The sequence below is a fragment of the Paracoccus kondratievae genome, from assembly GCF_009301415.1.
Lineage (GTDB): Bacteria > Pseudomonadota > Alphaproteobacteria > Rhodobacterales > Rhodobacteraceae > Paracoccus > Paracoccus kondratievae.
Window position 1 is genome coordinate 1,046,497 of the sequence record NZ_CP045073.1, and the last position, 17,505, is coordinate 1,064,001.

At 63.5% G+C, this 17,505-nt stretch carries 16 protein-coding genes; 9 read left to right on the forward strand and 7 right to left on the reverse strand.

Annotated features, from left to right (window positions below; genetic code table 11):
- Positions 1–34 precede the first annotated feature (34 nt).
- The 3 genes from F8A10_RS16470 (at position 35) to F8A10_RS16480 (ending at position 3,087) form a co-directional block, all read left to right on the forward strand.
- Positions 35–1,522, forward strand: a complete 1,488-nt coding sequence (locus tag F8A10_RS16470; RefSeq protein WP_010398500.1) for an AMP nucleosidase — start codon at positions 35–37, stop codon at positions 1,520–1,522.
- Positions 1,523–1,671: 149 nt separating this feature from the next.
- A complete protein-coding gene (locus F8A10_RS16475) occupies positions 1,672–1,971 on the forward strand; it encodes an HU family DNA-binding protein (protein WP_010398498.1) in 300 nt (99 codons plus the stop codon).
- Positions 1,972–2,160: 189 nt separating this feature from the next.
- On the forward strand, positions 2,161–3,087 hold the full coding sequence (locus tag F8A10_RS16480) for a DMT family transporter (protein ID WP_152367923.1): 927 nt from the start codon (positions 2,161–2,163) through the stop codon (positions 3,085–3,087).
- On the opposite strand, the gene F8A10_RS16485 is transcribed toward F8A10_RS16480, so the two are convergent.
- Positions 3,042–3,638, reverse strand: coding sequence for a glutathione S-transferase family protein (locus tag F8A10_RS16485; protein WP_085502634.1), 597 nt, complete (start codon positions 3,636–3,638; stop codon positions 3,042–3,044). The genes F8A10_RS16480 and F8A10_RS16485 overlap by 46 nt on opposite strands.
- 60 nt (positions 3,639–3,698) lie before the next feature.
- On the opposite strand from F8A10_RS16485, the gene F8A10_RS16490 reads away from it, so the two are divergent.
- Entirely contained in the window at positions 3,699–4,403 is a 705-nt protein-coding gene (locus F8A10_RS16490) for a helix-turn-helix transcriptional regulator (protein ID WP_085502635.1), read from the forward strand.
- On the opposite strand, the gene F8A10_RS16495 is transcribed toward F8A10_RS16490, so the two are convergent.
- A complete protein-coding gene (locus F8A10_RS16495) occupies positions 4,381–5,802 on the reverse strand; it encodes an aminotransferase class V-fold PLP-dependent enzyme (RefSeq protein WP_152367924.1) in 1,422 nt (473 codons plus the stop codon). The genes F8A10_RS16490 and F8A10_RS16495 overlap by 23 nt on opposite strands.
- A gap of 73 nt (positions 5,803–5,875) precedes the next feature.
- Here F8A10_RS16495 and F8A10_RS16500 point away from each other — a divergent pair, with 73 nt between their 5' ends.
- Genes F8A10_RS16500 through pdeM form a run of 5 tightly spaced genes read left to right on the forward strand, consistent with a single transcriptional unit; the run spans position 5,876 to position 11,962 of the window.
- Positions 5,876–6,349: an Lrp/AsnC family transcriptional regulator gene (locus F8A10_RS16500; protein ID WP_010398488.1), complete on the forward strand. Its 474-nt coding sequence runs from the start codon at positions 5,876–5,878 to the stop codon at positions 6,347–6,349.
- 30 nt (positions 6,350–6,379) lie between these two features.
- On the forward strand, positions 6,380–7,369 hold the full coding sequence (locus F8A10_RS16505; RefSeq protein WP_152367925.1) for a ligase-associated DNA damage response exonuclease: 990 nt from the start codon (positions 6,380–6,382) through the stop codon (positions 7,367–7,369).
- Entirely contained in the window at positions 7,366–8,910 is a 1,545-nt protein-coding gene (locus tag F8A10_RS16510) for a cisplatin damage response ATP-dependent DNA ligase (RefSeq protein ID WP_152367926.1), read from the forward strand. Before F8A10_RS16505 ends, F8A10_RS16510 begins: the two co-directional genes overlap by 4 nt.
- Complete coding sequence (locus tag F8A10_RS16515) at positions 8,907–11,309, forward strand: ligase-associated DNA damage response DEXH box helicase (protein ID WP_152367927.1); 2,403 nt, start codon at positions 8,907–8,909, stop codon at positions 11,307–11,309. The genes F8A10_RS16510 and F8A10_RS16515 overlap by 4 nt, the downstream gene beginning before the upstream one ends.
- Positions 11,306–11,962, forward strand: coding sequence for a ligase-associated DNA damage response endonuclease PdeM (gene pdeM / locus F8A10_RS16520; RefSeq protein ID WP_010398478.1), 657 nt, complete (start codon positions 11,306–11,308; stop codon positions 11,960–11,962). The genes F8A10_RS16515 and pdeM overlap by 4 nt, the downstream gene beginning before the upstream one ends.
- A 65-nt stretch (positions 11,963–12,027) precedes the next feature.
- On the opposite strand, the gene F8A10_RS16525 is transcribed toward pdeM, so the two are convergent.
- The 5 genes from F8A10_RS16525 to rnc form a co-directional block, all read right to left on the reverse strand.
- Positions 12,028–12,732 carry an outer membrane protein gene (locus tag F8A10_RS16525; RefSeq protein ID WP_010398476.1) on the reverse strand — a complete coding sequence of 235 codons (705 nt, stop codon included), beginning with the start codon at positions 12,730–12,732 and terminating at the stop codon, positions 12,028–12,030.
- Between the two features lie 211 nt (positions 12,733–12,943).
- A complete protein-coding gene (gyrB, locus tag F8A10_RS16530; RefSeq protein ID WP_010398473.1) occupies positions 12,944–15,382 on the reverse strand; it encodes a DNA topoisomerase (ATP-hydrolyzing) subunit B in 2,439 nt (812 codons plus the stop codon).
- 186 nt (positions 15,383–15,568) lie between these two features.
- Positions 15,569–15,904 carry a DUF1491 family protein gene (locus F8A10_RS16535; RefSeq protein ID WP_010398470.1) on the reverse strand — a complete coding sequence of 112 codons (336 nt, stop codon included), beginning with the start codon at positions 15,902–15,904 and terminating at the stop codon, positions 15,569–15,571.
- On the reverse strand, positions 15,897–16,808 hold the full coding sequence (era, locus tag F8A10_RS16540) for a GTPase Era (protein WP_010398468.1): 912 nt from the start codon (positions 16,806–16,808) through the stop codon (positions 15,897–15,899). Before era ends, F8A10_RS16535 begins: the two co-directional genes overlap by 8 nt.
- Positions 16,805–17,494 carry a ribonuclease III gene (gene rnc, locus F8A10_RS16545; protein WP_152367928.1) on the reverse strand — a complete coding sequence of 230 codons (690 nt, stop codon included), beginning with the start codon at positions 17,492–17,494 and terminating at the stop codon, positions 16,805–16,807. Before rnc ends, era begins: the two co-directional genes overlap by 4 nt.
- Positions 17,495–17,505 lie beyond the last annotated feature (11 nt).

The following is a 17,505-nucleotide window of genomic DNA, read 5'->3' on the forward strand; positions in this document are numbered from 1 at the left end:
GCTGGCACTCTCCTTTCCAAATTGGAGAGCGCGCATGAATGCAACCGACAGCCGCAGACTTCCCATCGAGACGCCGGAACCCGCCGAGCGGCTTTATTTCGACGATCCGGCCGCCGCCGTCGCCAGATTGATCGAGCTTTACGACCGTTCGTCGCAATTTCTGCTGAACCGCTTTCTGGCGACCCTGAAAGGCGGCAGGCCGGGCGCGCGCTATCGCGCCTTTTACCCCGAGATCCGCATGACGGTGCCCATCCATTCCAAGACAGATTCGCGCCTGTCCTTTGGTCATGTGGCGCTGCCGGGGACCTATTCGACCTCGATCACCCGGCCCGACCTGTTTCGGGGCTATCTGACCGAACAGATCGGCCTGCTGATGCGCAACCATGGTGTGCCGGTCGCCGTGGGGGACAGCAGCACGCCGATGCCCGTCCATTTCGCTGTCGCCACGCAAAGCGACCTCAACGTCCCGCAAGAAGGCGTGCTCGACTATTCCCTGCGCGATGTGTTCGATGTGCCGGATCTGAATACGATGAATGACGATATCGTGAACGGGACTGCGGGGCCGAACCCGGATGGCAGCCACCCGCTGGCGCCCTTTACCGCGCAGCGTGTGGATTACTCGCTGGCGCGGCTGGCGCATTACACCGCGACCCTGCCCGAGCATTTCCAGAATTTCGTGATGTTCACGAATTACCAGTTCTATGTCGATGAGTTCGAGGCCTTTGCCCGCCGCGCGCTTGCCGATCCGAATTCGGGCTATACCGGGTTTGTCGCGCCCGGAAACCAGATCCTGGAACGCCCCGAGGATATCATTGCGACCGGCGCCAAGATGCCGCAGATGCCGGCCTATCACCTCAAGCGTCCGGATGGGGACGGAATCACGCTGGTCAATATCGGCGTCGGCCCTTCGAACGCCAAGACTGCGACCGACCACATCGCCGTCCTGCGTCCCCATGCCTGGCTGATGGTCGGCCATTGCGCGGGGTTGCGCAACAGTCAGAGCCTTGGCGATTTCGTCCTTGCCCATGCCTATCTGCGCGAAGATCACGTGCTTGACGATGACCTGCCGGCCTGGGTGCCGATCCCGGCCCTGGCCGAGGTGCAGGTTGCCCTGCAAGAGGCAGTGGCCGAGGTTACCCGGCTTGAGGGTTATGAGCTGAAGCGCATCATGCGCACCGGCACTGTCGCCACGATCGACAACCGCAACTGGGAGCTGCGCGACCAATCCGGTCCGGTGCAGCGCCTGTCGCAGTCGCGTGCCATCGCGCTGGATATGGAAAGTGCGACCATTGCCGCAAACGGTTTCCGCTTTCGGGTTCCTTATGGCACGCTGCTTTGCGTCAGCGACAAGCCGCTGCACGGCGAATTAAAGCTGCCCGGCATGGCCACCGACTTTTATCGTACGCAGGTTGCAAACCACCTGCAGATCGGCATTCGCGCGATGGAGAAGCTGCGAGAGACCCCTCTGGAGCGCATCCACTCACGCAAGTTGCGTTCGTTTAACGAGACCGCGTTCCTGTAGCCTGGTCCTGCGAGGCACTTTTCGCAGCGTTTGCTGGGGAATTTCGCCGAAAACGCTTGATCTGCGCTTAAAAAGCTTGTGTAGCGACACGCGTGCCGCCAAGGTGGCGTCCGAAAATTTCCCGAACGGGAACAACGAGGAGACAGAAAATGGCTCAGGCCGCTTCCAAACCGATGACCAAAACTCAGCTCGTCGCCGCGCTGGCCGATGAAATGGGCAGCGACAAGAAAACCGCCGCCGCGGCTCTGGACGCGATCTCGGCCATCGTGTCGCGCACGGTTGCCGAGGGTGGCGCCGTCACCCTGCCGGGGATCGGCAAGGTCGCCTGCCGCGCCCGTCCCGAGCGTCAGGTTCGCAACCCGCAAACCCAAGAGATGATGACCAAACCGGCCGACAAGGTGGTCAAGGTCACCATCGCGAAAGCGCTGAAAGACAGCGTGAACGCCTGAGATCCCGCGTTTACTGACGGGAATGAGCCGCGCATCTGATCTGCGCGGCTCTTTTCTTTTGCGGCGCCCCGATCTTACGGGGTCCGGGTTTTCGCACCTGCGGGCGGTTTGCTGCGCGGGTGATTACGCCGCCCCTTGTGCATCCCCGCGCATCCGTGTCCCATGCGCACGCAACACCGGGGGGACAGGATGGATTTCCGCGCGATATTGATGGGCGTCGGTTTTGCGGTGGTCTGGGCCTCGGCCTTTACCTCGACACGCATGATTGTCATGTCCGCCCCGCCGCTGACGGCGCTGGTCATCCGCTTTGGCCTGTCCGCGCTGGTGGCGATTCCCATGGCGCGTGCCATGGGGCAGAACTGGCATCTGACCCGGGCCGAATGGCGCACGGTGATCCTGTTCGGCCTGTGCCAGAATGCGCTTTACCTGGGGTTCAGCTGGGTCGCGATGCAATATGTCGAGGCCTCGGTTTCGTCGATCATCGCTTCGATGATGCCGCTGGTCGTGGCGTTTCTGGGCTGGCTTCTTTATGGCGAGAGGCTGCGGCCCATTGCCGTTGCCGGTCTGATCGCGGGCGTCGCGGGCGTCACCCTGATCATGGGGGTGCGGCTGCAACATGGGCTGGATATCCCCGGCGTGATCTTGTGCCTGATCGGTATGGTGGCACTGACCTTTGCGACGCTGGCTGCGCGTGGGGCAGGGGGCAGCCGCAACATGATGATGATCATCGGATTGCAGATGGCGGTCGGGGCGATCCTGCTGGTGATACCGGCCCTGCTGATGGATTGGGGCCGCCCGGTCGAATGGAGCGCCGGCCTGATCTGGGCCTTTGCCTATACGGTGGTCGCGCCGGGAATTGGCGCGACCTGGCTATGGTTCAGGCTGGTCAACCGCATCGGCGCGGTGCGGGCCGCCACCTTTCACTTTCTGTCGCCGATCTTTGGCGTCGGGATCGCTGCCGTGTTGCTGGGTGAACGGTTTGGCGTCTCGGATGTGATCGGCGCGCTGATCGTCGCGGCGGGAATTTTGATGGTGCAGCTGGCAAAGCTTCCCGCCGCGGGCTCAACCGCTCAGGCGTCCAGTTCGGCTACCCGCGCCATCGAGGGGCGCGACTGAATCCGCTGCACCCAGTCGTCAACGGCGGGGGTGCGCGGCATCTGCTCGGGGCCAAAGAACATGAACGGGCCCGCGACCAGCAAATCAGCTGCCGAGAAATCCTCGCCCAGCAGATAAGGCTGCTTTGTCAGCACCTCGTCCAGCCGCGCGACGGCGGTATCATAATCGCGCAGGCTTGCGGCCAGCGCCGGATGGTTGATCCCGCAAAAATGCAGGATCGCCACCGGCTCAAGCACGCCCTGATACCAGCTGAGCCAGCTGAGATATTGTCCGCGCCGGGGATCGCCTGGCAGAGGGCCCAGCCCTGCCTCGGGGAAAGTGTCGGTCAGATAAAGCATGATCGCGCCGCGTTCGCGTACGTGATCCTGACCGTTGACCAGATAGGGCACTTTTCCTTCGGGGTGGGGGTTGGCCGGGTCGCGGGCACCCGAGCCGTCCTGACGCGGGATCGTGACCCGGCGAACATCGACCTTGTCCAGAACGCCCAGCTCTTCCAGCAGCTCGACGACGGATGATGAGCGGCTTTTGGGCGCGTGATATAGAGTCAGCATCTTGGTCTCCTGTATTGACGGGGGCAGAATGACCCGACCCTCCTGACAAAAGGTGACAGCATGTCTCGTACCGATCGCCTGATGCGCCTGATGGATGCGTTGCGCCGCCTGCCCGCGCCGGTCACGGCCGGGCGGCTGGCGCAGGAGACCGGCGTTTCGACGCGTCAGCTTTATCGCGACATTGCTACCCTGCGGGCCGGAGGTGCGCTGATTGATGGCGAAGCGGGCGTTGGTTATTCGCTGACCGAAGACCCGGCCCTGCCGCCCCAAAGCTTTTCCCGGCTTGAGATCGAGGCCCTGCTGCTTGCCATCTCGGGCCTGCGTACTCTGGGTGATTCCGAACTGACACATGCCGGCGAAAACGCCATGGCCCGAATCATCGCCACCCTGCCTGAAGGTCAGGGCCGGCATGCCATGCACGCGACCATGCGCCTGTTTCGCGAACCTGCGCAAAGACCCGCCCTGAATGTGGATATGGCGCTGTTGCGGCAGGCGCTGTGGGATGAGCGTAGCCTGATAATCGGCTACCTTGACCTGCAGGGGATGCAGACCACGCGCGAGATCTGGCCTTTGGGCCTCAGCTACAGTGAGAATCACATGATGCTGTTGGCCCATTGCCGGATGCGACAGGATTTCCGCACCTTTCACGTTCCGCGCATTCAAGCCATGCGGCCGGGTGAGGAAAGCTTTCGCCCCCGCCGCGTGGCGCTGGTGCGCGAATATGTGGCGACCGTGGCCTGCGCTACTCGGCCGCGACCGGCGTAAAGATCGCGGTCGAATGGTCGCAGCGGTAATGGGGCAGGTGTTCCGTTGCGTGATCGGAAAGGTCGCAGATGGCGTCCAGAATTGCCTGAACTTCGGCGCGCGGGGCGGCCCAGCACAGGTTCAGCCGCACGAATCCGGGTTTCTCGATCTCATCCCCGGCAAGGATCGCGGCGCGCATGCGCGCTGATTCCTGTGGGTCCAGCCCCAGCAGGTGATGGACATAGGGGCCCGCACAGGCGCAGCCGCCCCGCGCCTGCACGCCATAAAGATCCGACAACATCCGAGTCGCCAGTTGCTGGTGGACATATCCTCCCTGCCCATCGCGGACGCGGAAGCTGAAGAAGGGCAGGCGGGGGGCATCCAGATTGCCCAGCAGCTCGACCCGGGGATGCGCGCGCAGCTGCGCCATTCCCAGCGCAAGCCATTCGGCATTGCGTGCATGGATATGGTCCTGACCCGCAGCGGCCTTGGTCAGAAAGACCAGCGCGGCGCGGATATCCCCGACCACGTTCGGCGTGCCGCCTTCTTCGCGCGCTTCCAGCGACAGCGAATAGTCATGCGACTCGGGCGAGACAAAGCGCACCGTCCCGCCGCCGGGCAGGGTGGGGCGGTCATTCACCACCGCATCGCGGCGCAGGATGGTCACGCCGGATGCCCCCGGCCCACCAATGAACTTGTGCGGTGAGATCACCACCGCATCCATGCCCAGCCGCATGTCGATGGGCAGGTAGGGCGCGCCTCCGGCATAGTCCCAGACCGCCTTGGCACCTGCAGTTTTGAGGATGCGCGTGACTTCGGCTACGTCAGTCAGCGTCCCTGTGACGTTCGACGCGGCCGAGAAACTGCCGATCACCGGTCCTTGGGCCTGGTCCAGCGCCTCGGCCAGCGCGGTCAGGTCCGGGCCACCGGTCGCAGCCTCGGGGATGGTGATTACGGTCGCGCCGCTTTCGCGCCAGGGCAGGATGTTCGAGTGATGTTCGTAAGGCCCGATCAGCACCGTCGTACCCGGGCCCGCACCCAACAGATGCACCAGCCGGTTGATCCCCTGTGTCGCGCCCCCACCGGTAAAGATCACCGCATGTTCAGGCCCGGCATGGGTGCAATTGCCAATCGCGGTCCGCGCGGCGCGGCGCATCCGGGTCATGGTGCCGCCGCAATGGCTGGCCTCGGTATGGCTGTTGGCATACCAGGGAAGCACGTTTTCCATCACCCATTCCTCGATAGGCCGCAGCGCGCGGCCCGAGGCGATGTAATCGGCATAGATCATCCGGCGCGGTCCAAAAGGACCGTCGATCACCGCGTCGCGGCCGATCAGGCAGGTGTGGATCTGACTGATCGGGTCGTCGCCCAACCGGGCGAGGTAGCTGTCAAAGGGCGGGATGGAAATCTGTCTCTGCATGCAGCCATCTTGACCCGCAGATCATGAGAAATCATTCTGAATATCAGCGATATTTTTTCAATATGGTTGTCAAATGAGCGACAAAAAGACAGAAACAGATGAAATCGACAACCAGTTGCTGGCGCTGCTGCAGCGGGACGCCAGCTTGTCTCAGCGCGAGCTGGCCGAACGTGTGGGCCTGTCCCAGAACGCCTGCTGGCGACGCTTGCAGCGGCTGACCGAGGCAGGGGTGCTGCAGGGCAGCCGTGCCGTCATTGACGCGGCTGCGCTGGGGCTGGGGCTGACCGTTTTCATCATGATCCGCACTCGCCACCACAACGATGCGTGGTCGCGCCGCTTTCGCGCCCGTATCGAATCCCTGCCCCAGATTGTCGAGTTCCACCGTATCGGCGGTGAATGGGACTATCTGGCCAAGGCGGTGGTCAGCGGCATGGCTGGCTATGATGCGCTATACAAGCGATTGATCGCCGATATGGATCTTGAGCGCGTAACAGGCGTTTTCTCGATGGAGACGATCTTTGAGGGTCGGCCATTGGCGCTGGCTTGATTTTCACGAAATGTTCTGGATGCTCGGACCATGCGCGCCGATTCCATTCTGTTTCCGACCGAGGCCGGGCTTTACTGCCCTGACGGCGGCTTTCACATCGACCCGCTGAAACCGGTCGCGCGTGCGCTGATCACCCACGGCCATTCCGATCACGCCCGCTTTGGTCATGGGGCGGTCATGGCGACGGCCGAGACGCTGGAGATTATGCGTCTGCGCATGGGTGAGGGGTTCGCGGGCACGACTCAGGTTGCTGCTGGGAACATGCGTATCGGTGGTGTCAGTGTGGGCTTTCACCCGGCGGGACATGTGCTCGGCTCAAGCCAGATCTCGGTCGAGGTCGGGGGCTGCCGCATCGTCGTTTCGGGCGATTATGCGCGCCAGCCGAACCCGACCTGTGCGGCGTTTCAGCCCGTCCCTTGCGATGTCTTTGTGACCGAGGCGACCTTTGGCTTGCCGGTGTTCCGTTTTCCTGATCCGGCGGGGCAGGTGCAAAAGCTGCTGGCCAGCATGGCCGAATTTCCCGACCGTCCGCATCTTGTCGGCGCCTATGCGCTGGGCAAGGCGCAGCATGTGATCGCTTTGCTGCGCGAGGCGGGCTATGATGCCCCTATTGCCGTTCACGGCGCGCTAAAGACCTTGTGCGAGTATTACGTTTCACGCGGGGTCAATCTGGGCACGCTGGTGCCTGCCTCGGTCGATGAGGTCGCGGCGCAACTGGTGATCGCCCCGCCCCCGGCCTTTGCCAGCCCCTGGGTGCAGCGGTTTCGGGATCCGGTTCTGGCATTCGCCTCGGGCTGGATGGCGGTGCGTGCCCGGGCGCGTCAGCGTGGGGTCGAACTGCCGCTGATCATCAGCGACCATGTTGACTGGCCTGCGTTGACCGCGACTCTGACCGAATTGGCCCCCGGCGAGGTCTGGGTTACCCACGGCACTGAGGATGGCGTGATCCGCTGGTGCGAATTGCAGCAGATCCCTGCACGTCCATTGCGACTGGTCGGCTATGAGGACGAGGCGGAATGAAAGCCTTTGCCGCCCTGTTGGAACGGCTGGCTTTCACGTCGGCACGGAACGCCAAGCTGCAAATATTGCAGCATTATCTGGAACGCACGCCCGATCCGGACCGCGGTTGGGCCCTTGCCGCACTGACCGGAGAGCTTGAGCTGCGCCGGGTCACGCCCTCGCTTTTACGCACCCTCGCGGCCGAGAGGGTGGATGAGCAGCTATTGGCGCTTAGCTATGATTTCGTCGGTGATCTGGCCGAAACCATTGCGCTGATCTGGCCCGATGGGGCCGAGGACGACCCCTCGCTATCAGATGCCGTGACGCTGCTGCGGGAAACCGGCAAGGCCGCACTGCCCGGCGCGATTGCTGCCATGCTGGACCGGCTGGTCCCGTCCGGGCGGCTGGCCTTTCTGAAGCTTGCCACCGGCAATCTGCGGATCGGAGTGTCGGCCCGGATGGCACGGATGGCATTGGCGGCGATGGGCACGCCCTCGGTTCCCGAGATCGAAGAGATCTGGCACGGCCTCACCCCGCCTTATGACGCGCTTTTTCACTGGCTGGGTGGCGGGGCGCGGCCTGAGCGTGCAGCACTCGCCCCCTTTCGCCCGGTGATGTTGGCAACGCCCATCGACCTGGAGGGATTGCAGGGGCTAGACCCCACCGAATTCGTTGCCGAGTGGAAATGGGACGGCATCCGTGTGCAGGCGGTCAGCGAGGGTGGTGTGCGCCGCCTTTACTCGCGCAGCGGAGAGGACATCTCGCACGCCTTTCCGGATGTAATCGCGGCAATGGATTTCGACGGTACAGTCGATGGTGAGCTGATTGTGCGGCGCGGGGACGAGGTGGCACCCTTTGGCGAATTGCAAAGGCGGCTGAACCGCAGGACGGTCAGCAAGGCACTGCTGGCAAGCCACCCTGCCGGGCTGCGGCTTTACGATCTGTTGCTGTGGCAGGGCTGCGACCTGCGGACCGAGCCTTTGACGCAACGCCGCGCGGTGCTTGAGGCGGCACAGTTTGGCGAGGGGATCGACCTTTCTCCGCTGCTTGATTTCGCCGGGTGGGAGGGTCTGGCCGCTTTGCGCGCCAACCCTCCTGTTGCGGTCATCGAAGGGGTAATGATCAAGCGTCGCGACAGTGCCTATGTCTCGGGTCGTCCGCGTGGCCCATGGTTCAAGTGGAAGCGTGATCCCATGGTTGTCGATGCGGTGCTGCTTTATGCGCAGCGCGGGCATGGCAAACGGTCGGGGTTTTATTCCGATTTCACCTTTGGCCTGTGGGACGGCGATGATCTGGTCCCGGTCGGCAAGGCTTATTTCGGCTTTACCGATGCCGAACTGCGCGAGCTGGACCGCTTTGTCCGCCAGAACACGGTCGAGCGTTATGGCCCGGTGCGGGCACTGGCTGCGAAACTGGTGGTCGAGGTCGCATTTGAGGGGCTCAACCGCTCGACCCGGCACCGATCGGGCGTGGCCATGCGCTTTCCCCGTATCAGCCGAATCCGCTGGGACAAGCCCGCTGCCGAGGCCGACCATCTGTCAGCACTTGAGGCGATGCTGTGATCCTGCCTGCCCTTTTTCAGGACTGGTTTGCCCGGCAAGGCTGGCAGCCCCATCCCCATCAGCTTGCGCTTTTTGCGGCCAGGGGCGACAGCCTGCTGATCGCACCGACCGGAGGGGGCAAGACGCTGGCGGGGTTCCTGCCCTCGCTCGTCGAGCTTGCCGGGGACAGGGCGGCCACGAAAGGGGTGCATACGCTATACGTTTCGCCGCTGAAGGCGCTGACGGCGGATATTGCGCGCAACCTTGCCCGCCCTGTCGCGGATCTGGGGCTGTCGATCCGGGTCGAGGACCGCACAGGGGACACCGGGCAAACCCAGCGGCGCCGCCAGCGCGTCGATCCGCCCGAGGTGCTGCTGACTACACCAGAAAGCCTTGCACTGATGCTGAGCTATCCCGAGGCGCCGGCGATCTTTGGCGGGCTGCGCCGGGTGGTGCTTGATGAACTGCACGCGCTGGCGGAAAGCAAGCGCGGCGATCAGTTGATGCTCTGCCTTGCCCGGCTGCGGGCGCTGGCGCCGGAACTGCGGGTCACCGGGCTTTCCGCGACGGTCGAGGACCCGCAGGCGCTGGCGAGTTTCATGGCAGGCGCTGACCCGGTGATGGTGGTCGAGGCTGATCCCGGTCCCGATCCCGACATTGCCATGTTGCCTACGGCCCGGCCTGCGCCATGGGCGGGTGGTGGTGGTCATTACGCCATCTCCGAGGTTCTGGCCGCGATCCGGGAGGCGCGCACCACCATCATCTTTATCAACACCCGTGCACAGGCCGAGCTGTTCTTTCAGGCGCTGTGGGCCGCGAATGAGGAAAACCTGCCTATCGGCCTGCACCACGGCAGCCTTGCGCGCGAACAGCGGGCGCGCGTCGAGGCAGCGATGGCGGCGGGTGAATTGCGTGCTGTGGTGGCGACCGGCAGTCTTGATCTGGGCATCGACTGGGGGGCAGTCGATCTGGTGATCCAGATCGGGGCGCCCAAGAATGTCAAGCGGCTGGTCCAGCGCATCGGTCGGGCCAATCACCGTTATAATGCGCCATCACGGGCGCGGATCGTGCCAGCCAATCGGTTCGAACAGATCGAATGCGTAGCAGCGCTGGAGGCAGTGCGCGAACGTGATCTGGACGGAGATCCACGCGGTCCCGGACCGCTGGACGTATTGTGTCAGCATATTCTGCTGACCGCCTGCGCCGCGCCCTTTGATCCCGATGCGCTATATGCCGAGGTCAGGACTGCTGGTCCCTATCGCCACCTTTCGCGTGCCGACTTCGATGCCTGCCTGGATTTCGCCGCGACCGGCGGATACGCGCTGCGTGCCTATGACCGCTGGCAGCGGCTGGTCCTGCGAAACGGCCTATGGCAGTTGCGCGATCCCCGCGCGGCCAGGCTGTTGCGCATGAATGTCGGCACTATTGTCGAGGCCGAGATGGTCAGGGTCCGCCTGCGTGGTCGTGGTGGCGCACCGTTGGGCGAGGTCGAAGAGGCCTTTGCCGCAAGCCTTTCCCCCGGCGACAGTTTCCTGATCGGCGGCCGTGTGGTGCGCATGGATGCGATGCGCGAGATGGTGGTAGAGGTCACGCCCGATCCGACCCGGCAGCCGAAAATCGCGGTCTATTCCGGGGTCAAGCTTGCGACCTCGACCCAGCTTTCCCATCGCGTGCTGGCACTGATCGGCGATCCCGCCCGGCACGGGGTGCTGCCCGTTCAGACGCGTGAATGGCTGGCCCTGCAGGCGCAGGTCTCGACCCTGCCCCGGCCGGGGCTGCTGCTTTCAGAAAGCTTTCCCCATGCCGGACTGTGGCATTTCGCGCTTTACGGTTTTGCCGGGCGCAATGCGTTGCAGACGCTTGGCCTGCTGTTGACGCGCGAGATGGAAGAGCAGGGCGTCGGGCCGTTGGGGTTTCTTTCAACCGACTACGCCCTGCTGGTCTGGTCGCTTGACCCCGTACGGGATCCGGTGCCACTGCTTGACGGTGCGCAGCTGCGTGCAGGACTTGACGACTGGCTGGGCGAGAATGCGGTCATGAAGCGTACATTCCGCAATGTCGCAACGGTCGCCGGGCTGATCCAGCGTAACTTGCCTGGTCGGCGCAAGACGGGGCGGCAGGCGACGTTTTCCAGCGATATCCTCTATGACACTTTGCGAAAATATGATCCCGGCCATCTGATGCTGCGGATCACTGGCGATGAGGTCGGACGCGGGCTGGTCGATTTCGGGCGTATTGAGGAAATGCTCAGCCGCTCGCCCCGGCGGGAACATCGGATGCTGGAACGGGTCTCGCCTTTGGCCGCGCCCCTGCTGCTGGAGGTTGGGCGCGTCCCGATTCGGGGGGAAGGGCGCGAACGGCTTGCCCGGATCGAGGCCGAGGCGCTGATGCGCGACGCCGGACTGGAGGAGATCGCATGACCGGCCACGGGTTTCAGTTTCACGGATTGCGGCTTGAGGCGCGGGCCTCGGGCGCGCTGTGGTGGCCCGGAGGCGGGTGGCTGATTGTCGCGGATCTGCATCTGGGCAAATCCGAGCGGATGGCCCGGCGCGGTGGTCCCCTGCTGCCACCTTATGAGGGGTTGGCGACGCTTGAACGGCTGGGGGCCGAGATTGCGGCCCTTAACCCCCGCGTCGTTGTCAGTCTGGGGGATGGTTTCGACGATCTTGCGGCGGCCGAGGCGCTTGACCCGCAGGTCGCCGATATCCTGCAGCGACAGGCACGGGGTCGGGACTGGCTGTGGATCGGCGGCAATCATGATCCCGGCGCCCCTGCTGGCCTGCCGGGGCAGGCGGTTGCCAGCATGATGCTGGGTCCGGTGACCCTGCGGCATGAGGCGGGGCAGGGGCCTGATATTTCAGGGCATTTTCACCCGGTCGTGCGGCTGGCGGGGGAGCGGCGCCGCGCCTTTCTGCTGGGCCGCGATCATCTGCTGCTGCCAGCCTTTGGCGCCTATACAGGCGGGCTTTTGCATGATGATGCGACGCTGACGGCACTGGTACCGCAGGGCATCGCCGTTGCCTGCGGTACCAGCCCGATCATCCTGCCGCTGGCACCTCGCCGAATGGGCTAGACAACAAAAAAGGGCCGCCAGAGGCGACCCTTTTTGTCCGTGGAGCCGGACCAACTTGCCCCGGATCAGAACCGGAAGTTCAGACCCAGTTTGATGTTGTGATAATCAGGGGTCGCCCGGGTTTCATAAACACCGTCCGACAGGGTTTCCTTGCCGAAGTTGGCATATTCGTATTCGCCGGTCACCGACATACGTTCGTTGATCTTTTTCTCGGCGCCCAGACCGACGATGTAGCCAGTCTTGGTATATTCGTCGCGGATATCCGCGCCGTTGCCGGTTACCGAATAATCGACCTTGGCGCGAGCCACGCCGGCGATCCCGTAGACCAGAATGTCGTTGTCGAGGACATAGCCGGTTTTCAGGCGCAGGGCGAGGACGTTCTTGATTTTCGATTCGGCGTCATAGCCGTCGGTCAGGAAGTCGTCCGAGATGTTGCCGCCCTCAAAGCCCAGTTCCGGGCCGATGACCCAGCGGTCACGCTGCCAGCGATAGCCCAGCCGGATGCCGGCATTCGCGCCGCTCAGTTCCAGCGTATTGGGGCTGACGCCGTTGACACCAACCTCATCATCGCCGCTGAAGGCATAACCCAGCGTCAGACCGGCGTAAGCGCCAGCCCAGTCACCAACCGGCTGAGCCTCGACCACCGGGGCGACCACGGGTTCCACCACCGGGGCAATAAAGCCGCCTGCCGTCGCGGTCAGGGTCGTGCCAAGGGACAGCAGGGCCGCGAGCGAGGCGGCGAGCGGGGCGTTCATACGAACAGCGCACATGTCCACATCTCCTATGCAAAACGATGCCAGGGAGTATCGCGCCCTAAACATCCTGAATTGAGTTTTAGCTACGCCTCCAGCCGGATGGCCGCAAGCGGCTGGTTGTTACGACGATCCTATACCAGCCAATGCGCGGCATGATAGCAACACTTAACCGGAGATTGAGTAAAAAAACAGCGATTCGCCTGACAGGGCAAGACGATGACGCGGATCATATATCCAGATTTTCCACGCTCAGGGCATTTTGCTGGATGAAATCACGCCGCGGCTCGACCATATCACCCATGAGTTTGGTGAAGATATCGTCGGCCTCGCCCAGATCCTCGATTCGCACCTGCAACATGGTCCGCGCTGCCGGGTCCAATGTGGTTTCCCACAGCTGTTCGGGGTTCATTTCGCCCAAACCCTTGTAGCGCTGCAGCGACAGGCCTTTTTCCCCTTCAAGGAAGACCGCCTGCAACAGGCTCAGCGGGCCATGGATGGGAATATCCCGGTCCTTGCGGATCAGATGCGCTGTCGTGCCATAGATCTCGTGCAGCGTGTCGGTCATCGTGGCCAGACGCCTGCTTTCGGCGCTGCGCAGCATCGGGCCATCAAGGGTCCGGCTTTCCTCGACCCCGCGCAACAGGCGGGTCAGGCGGATACCAGCGTCCTGAGTCGGGCGGCCCGACCAGCCACGTTCATATTCCTCGGCGATCATATCAAGACGTGCGGCCACCGCGGTGGCGACGCCCTGTGCATCCGCATCGACCCGGCCCTGTACCAGGGCACCAGCAATCGCGGCCTGCTCGATGATATGCGCGGGGTAATGCGTCGGATAGGCGCGCAGGATGCGACGGGCGGTGCGCGCCTCTTCGACTATGCGGGCCAGGTCGGCCCCGGTGATCTGTTCGCCATTGCCAAGCCGCAGGCTTGCGCCCTCGATCCCCTGCTCGATCAGGTAATCCTCAAGCGCGGCCTCGTCCTTGAGATAGACCTCAGAGCGGCCGCGGCTGACCTTGTAAAGCGGCGGCTGCGCGATATAGAGATGCCCCGCCTCGATCAGTTCGGGCATCTGCCGGAAAAAGAAGGTCAGCAACAGCGTGCGGATATGTGCGCCGTCGACGTCGGCATCGGTCATGATGACGATCTTGTGGTAACGCAGCTTTTCAAGGTTGAATTCGTCGCGTCCGATGCCGGTGCCAAGCGCGGTGATCAGCGTGCCGATCTGGTCGCTGGACAGCATGCGGTCGAAACGCGCCCGCTCGACGTTAAGGATTTTCCCGCGCAGGGGCAGCACCGCCTGGTTCTGGCGTGAGCGGCCCTGCTTGGCCGAGCCACCGGCCGAGTCACCCTCGACGATGAACAGTTCGGACAGCGCCGGGTCCTTTTCCTGACAGTCGGCCAGCTTGCCGGGCAGGCTGGCGACGTCCATCGCGGTTTTGCGCCGGGTCAGTTCACGGGCACGGCGCGCTGCCTCGCGCGCAAGCGCCGCCTCGACGATCTTGCCGAGGATCTGTTTGGCTTCGGCGGGATTTTCCTCAAACCACTCGGCCAGTTTCTCGCCGAGCAGTCCCTCAACGGCGGGGCGCACCTCGGACGAGACCAGCTTATCCTTGGTCTGGCTGGAGAATTTCGGGTCCGGCACCTTGACCGACAGTACGCAGGTCAGCCCTTCGCGGGCGTCGTCACCGGTGAAGTCGACCTTTTCCTTGCGGACCATGGCGTTCGACTGGGCATAATTGTTGATCACCCGGGTCAGCGCACCGCGAAAACCTGCCAGGTGGGTGCCGCCATCCCGCTGCGGGATGTTGTTGGTAAAAGGCAGCACCGTTTCGTGGTAGCTGTCGTTCCACCACATCGCCACTTCGATGCCGATGCCAGCGCGCTCACCCTGAATAAAGATCGGCTCGGGCATGATCGGCGTTTTCGAGCGGTCGATAAACTTGACGAATTCGCGCACGCCGCCTTCGTAGAACAGCTCGGTCCGCAGGGGTTCGGCGGGGCGGTCATCCTCGATGATGATGCGCACGCCTGAGTTCAGGAAAGCAAGCTCGCGCAGCCGGTTCTCAAGCACCTTGAAGCTGTAATCGCGGTTCGAGAAAGTCCCGTCCGGCCGGTCCTCTTTCGATGAGGCCAGAAAGCGGACCTCGGTCCCCTTTTCGCCTTCGGCGGCGTCGCCCACGACACGCAGATGCTCGACGGTATCGCCGTTTTCGAACCGGGCGAAATGTTCCTTGCCGTTGCGCCAGATGCGCAGCTCAAGCCAGTCCGACAGTGCGTTGACGACCGAGACGCCGACCCCATGCAGACCGCCCGAGACCTTATAGCTGTTCTGGTCGAATTTCCCGCCGGCATGCAGTTGGGTCATGATGACCTCGGCTGCCGAGACGCCTTCGGTCGGGTGCATATCGACCGGGATGCCGCGGCCATTGTCCCGCACCGAGATGCTGCCGTCGGCGTGAATTTTCACCCGCACAAAGTCGGCATGACCGGCCAATGCCTCGTCAATGCCGTTATCGACGACCTCATAGACCATGTGATGCAGGCCAGAGCCGTCGTCGGTGTCACCGATATACATGCCGGGGCGCTTGCGCACCGCCTCCAGGCCCTTGAGAACCTTGATGGAATCTGCGCCGTAATCGGATGTCTGGGGGGCGGGTTCGGTCATTGTCTTCTTATCCTGCCTTGGACCCACATCTTATAGTATGCGCCGCGCGGATTGTCACGGCAATGCCACAAGATTTGGGGATTTTCCGCGTCTTTCGCGCCCTCTTGGCCTGCGCTGCCGCTGTTTCGGGGCCGTAAGGGGTAAAAGCGGGGCTTTTCAGGGCCGTGATACCGCCCGGGGCGGGGGTCATGTCAGCCCGGTTTCATCCAGCAAGGTGTGGCCATCGCGGCTTTCGATCTCGATCACCCACAGGTCGGGGTCGCGGGCGGCGTTGCGGGAGATTTCGGCGTCGATTTCAGGCTCGGTGGCCTCGTTCAGCTGCGTCCACAGCCGCTCGTCCGTCTCATAGTTCCATTCGCGGGTCCATAGGCTGGCGCGCCCGTCCAGAGTGGCGCATTTCACCATCACCGCGCCGGCGGTGTCGTCGCCACGTCGGGTGATATAGGCGGGGATGGTCGCCAGTTCCAGCCGACGCAGATAGGCTGCCACCCAGATCCCGGTGGCCAGCCGGGCCTCAGGCATCGCCGTCCCGGAAATCCAGGCCCATTTCGTTATAACGCTCGGCCTCGTCCAGCCAGTTCTCACGAACTTTGACCTGCAGGAACAGATGGACCGTGCGGCCCATGAATTCGGCAAGCTCGGCCCGTGCCGATTGGCCGATGGCCTTGATCGTTTCGCCGCCCTTGCCCAGAACGATGCCCTTGTGGCCGGGACGGGCGACATAGATCACCTGATCGACCCGCGCCGAGCCGTCCTTTTTCTCTTCCCAACGCTCGGTTTCGACGGTCAGTTGATAGGGAATTTCCTCATGCAGGCGCAGGGTCAGCTTTTCCCGGGTAATCTCGGCCGCGATCATGCGCATGGGCAGGTCGGCTACCTGATCCTCGGGGTAAAGCCACGGGCCCTGCGGTACCTCGCCCGCCAGCCAGTCCAGCAGATCGTCGCAGCCATGACCCTTTTCCGCCGAGATCATGAAGGTGCTGACAAAGTCGAAAGCGCCGTTCACCTCTTGCGCCAAAGCCAGCAGGGCCTCGGCCTTTACCCGGTCAATCTTGTTGATGACCAGTGCGACCGGGGTCTTGCCCGCGTGTTCGCGCAGCTGCTCAATGATCGCCTCAACGCCGGGGGTCAGGCCGCGATGCGCCTCGATAAGCAGCAAGACCACATCGGCATCGGCCGCGCCGCCCCAGGCGGCCGCAACCATCGAGCGGTCAAGCCGCCGCCGCGGACGAAAGATGCCGGGCGTATCGACAAAGACGATCTGGCTGTCGCCGCGCATGGCGATCCCGCGAATGCGGGCGCGGGTGGTCTGGACCTTGTGGGTAACGATCGAGACCTTGGCCCCGACCATCTGGTTCAGCAAAGTTGATTTGCCGGCATTCGGTTCGCCGATCAGGGCGACGAAGCCCGCGCGCGTTTCGCTCATGTCGTTCTTTCAATCTGTTCCAGCATCGCACCGGCGGCTGCCTGTTCGATGCTGCGTTTGGTGCCCTTGCCACGGGCCGCCGCCTCGCGGCCATCGTCCAGCCGGACAGTGATTTCAAACTCTGGCGCATGGTCGGGGCCGCTGCGCGATGTCTGGATATAGCGCGGCGGGCTCATCCCATGGGCCTGCGCCCATTCCTGCAGTGCGGTCTTGGCGTCGCGGGCATCCGTCTCGACATTGGCAAGGCGGTCGGCCCAAAGCCGCAGGACCACGTTGCGCGCTGCCTCAAAGCCTGCGTCCAGATAGACGGCGGCGATCACCGCCTCCATCGCATCGGCCAGCAGCGCCTCTTTGCGGCGGCCGCCCGACATCATTTCGGACCGGCCGAGTTTCAGCACCTCACCCAGCCCGATCTGGCGGGCGACGGCGGCGCAGGTTTCACCTTTGACGAGCGCGTTGTAGCGCGGCGCAAGCTGACCCTCGGTCGCGCTGCGGTCGGCATCAAACAGTGCCTCGGCGATGGTCAGGCCCAGAACGCGGTCGCCCAGAAACTCCAGCCGCTGGTTGTCGGGCCGCGCGGCGCTGGCGATCGAGCCGTGGGTCAGCGCGTGCCGCAAAAGATCGGGGCGCGAAAATTCATGCCCCAGCCGTTCCGAGAATGCGCGCAGGTCTGCCGATATCTTCATGCTCCGATCTT

Bases quoted from the DNA above. Each gene is read 5' to 3' on its own strand.
- F8A10_RS16470 (WP_010398500.1), top strand. From the start codon at position 35: ATGAATGCAACCGACAGCCGCAGACTTCCCATCGAGACGCCGGAACCC.
- F8A10_RS16475 (WP_010398498.1), top strand. From the start codon at position 1,672: ATGGCTCAGGCCGCTTCCAAACCGATGACCAAAACTCAGCTCGTCGCC.
- F8A10_RS16480 (WP_152367923.1), top strand. From the start codon at position 2,161: ATGGATTTCCGCGCGATATTGATGGGCGTCGGTTTTGCGGTGGTCTGG.
- F8A10_RS16485 (WP_085502634.1), bottom strand. From the start codon at position 3,638: ATGCTGACTCTATATCACGCGCCCAAAAGCCGCTCATCATCCGTCGTC.
- F8A10_RS16490 (WP_085502635.1), top strand. From the start codon at position 3,699: ATGTCTCGTACCGATCGCCTGATGCGCCTGATGGATGCGTTGCGCCGC.
- F8A10_RS16495 (WP_152367924.1), bottom strand. From the start codon at position 5,802: ATGCAGAGACAGATTTCCATCCCGCCCTTTGACAGCTACCTCGCCCGG.
- F8A10_RS16500 (WP_010398488.1), top strand. From the start codon at position 5,876: ATGAGCGACAAAAAGACAGAAACAGATGAAATCGACAACCAGTTGCTG.
- F8A10_RS16505 (WP_152367925.1), top strand. From the start codon at position 6,380: ATGCGCGCCGATTCCATTCTGTTTCCGACCGAGGCCGGGCTTTACTGC.
- F8A10_RS16510 (WP_152367926.1), top strand. From the start codon at position 7,366: ATGAAAGCCTTTGCCGCCCTGTTGGAACGGCTGGCTTTCACGTCGGCA.
- pdeM (WP_010398478.1), top strand. From the start codon at position 11,306: ATGACCGGCCACGGGTTTCAGTTTCACGGATTGCGGCTTGAGGCGCGG.
- F8A10_RS16525 (WP_010398476.1), bottom strand. From the start codon at position 12,732: ATGTGCGCTGTTCGTATGAACGCCCCGCTCGCCGCCTCGCTCGCGGCC.
- gyrB (WP_010398473.1), bottom strand. From the start codon at position 15,382: ATGACCGAACCCGCCCCCCAGACATCCGATTACGGCGCAGATTCCATC.
- F8A10_RS16535 (WP_010398470.1), bottom strand. From the start codon at position 15,904: ATGCCTGAGGCCCGGCTGGCCACCGGGATCTGGGTGGCAGCCTATCTG.
- era (WP_010398468.1), bottom strand. From the start codon at position 16,808: ATGAGCGAAACGCGCGCGGGCTTCGTCGCCCTGATCGGCGAACCGAAT.
- rnc (WP_152367928.1), bottom strand. From the start codon at position 17,494: ATGAAGATATCGGCAGACCTGCGCGCATTCTCGGAACGGCTGGGGCAT.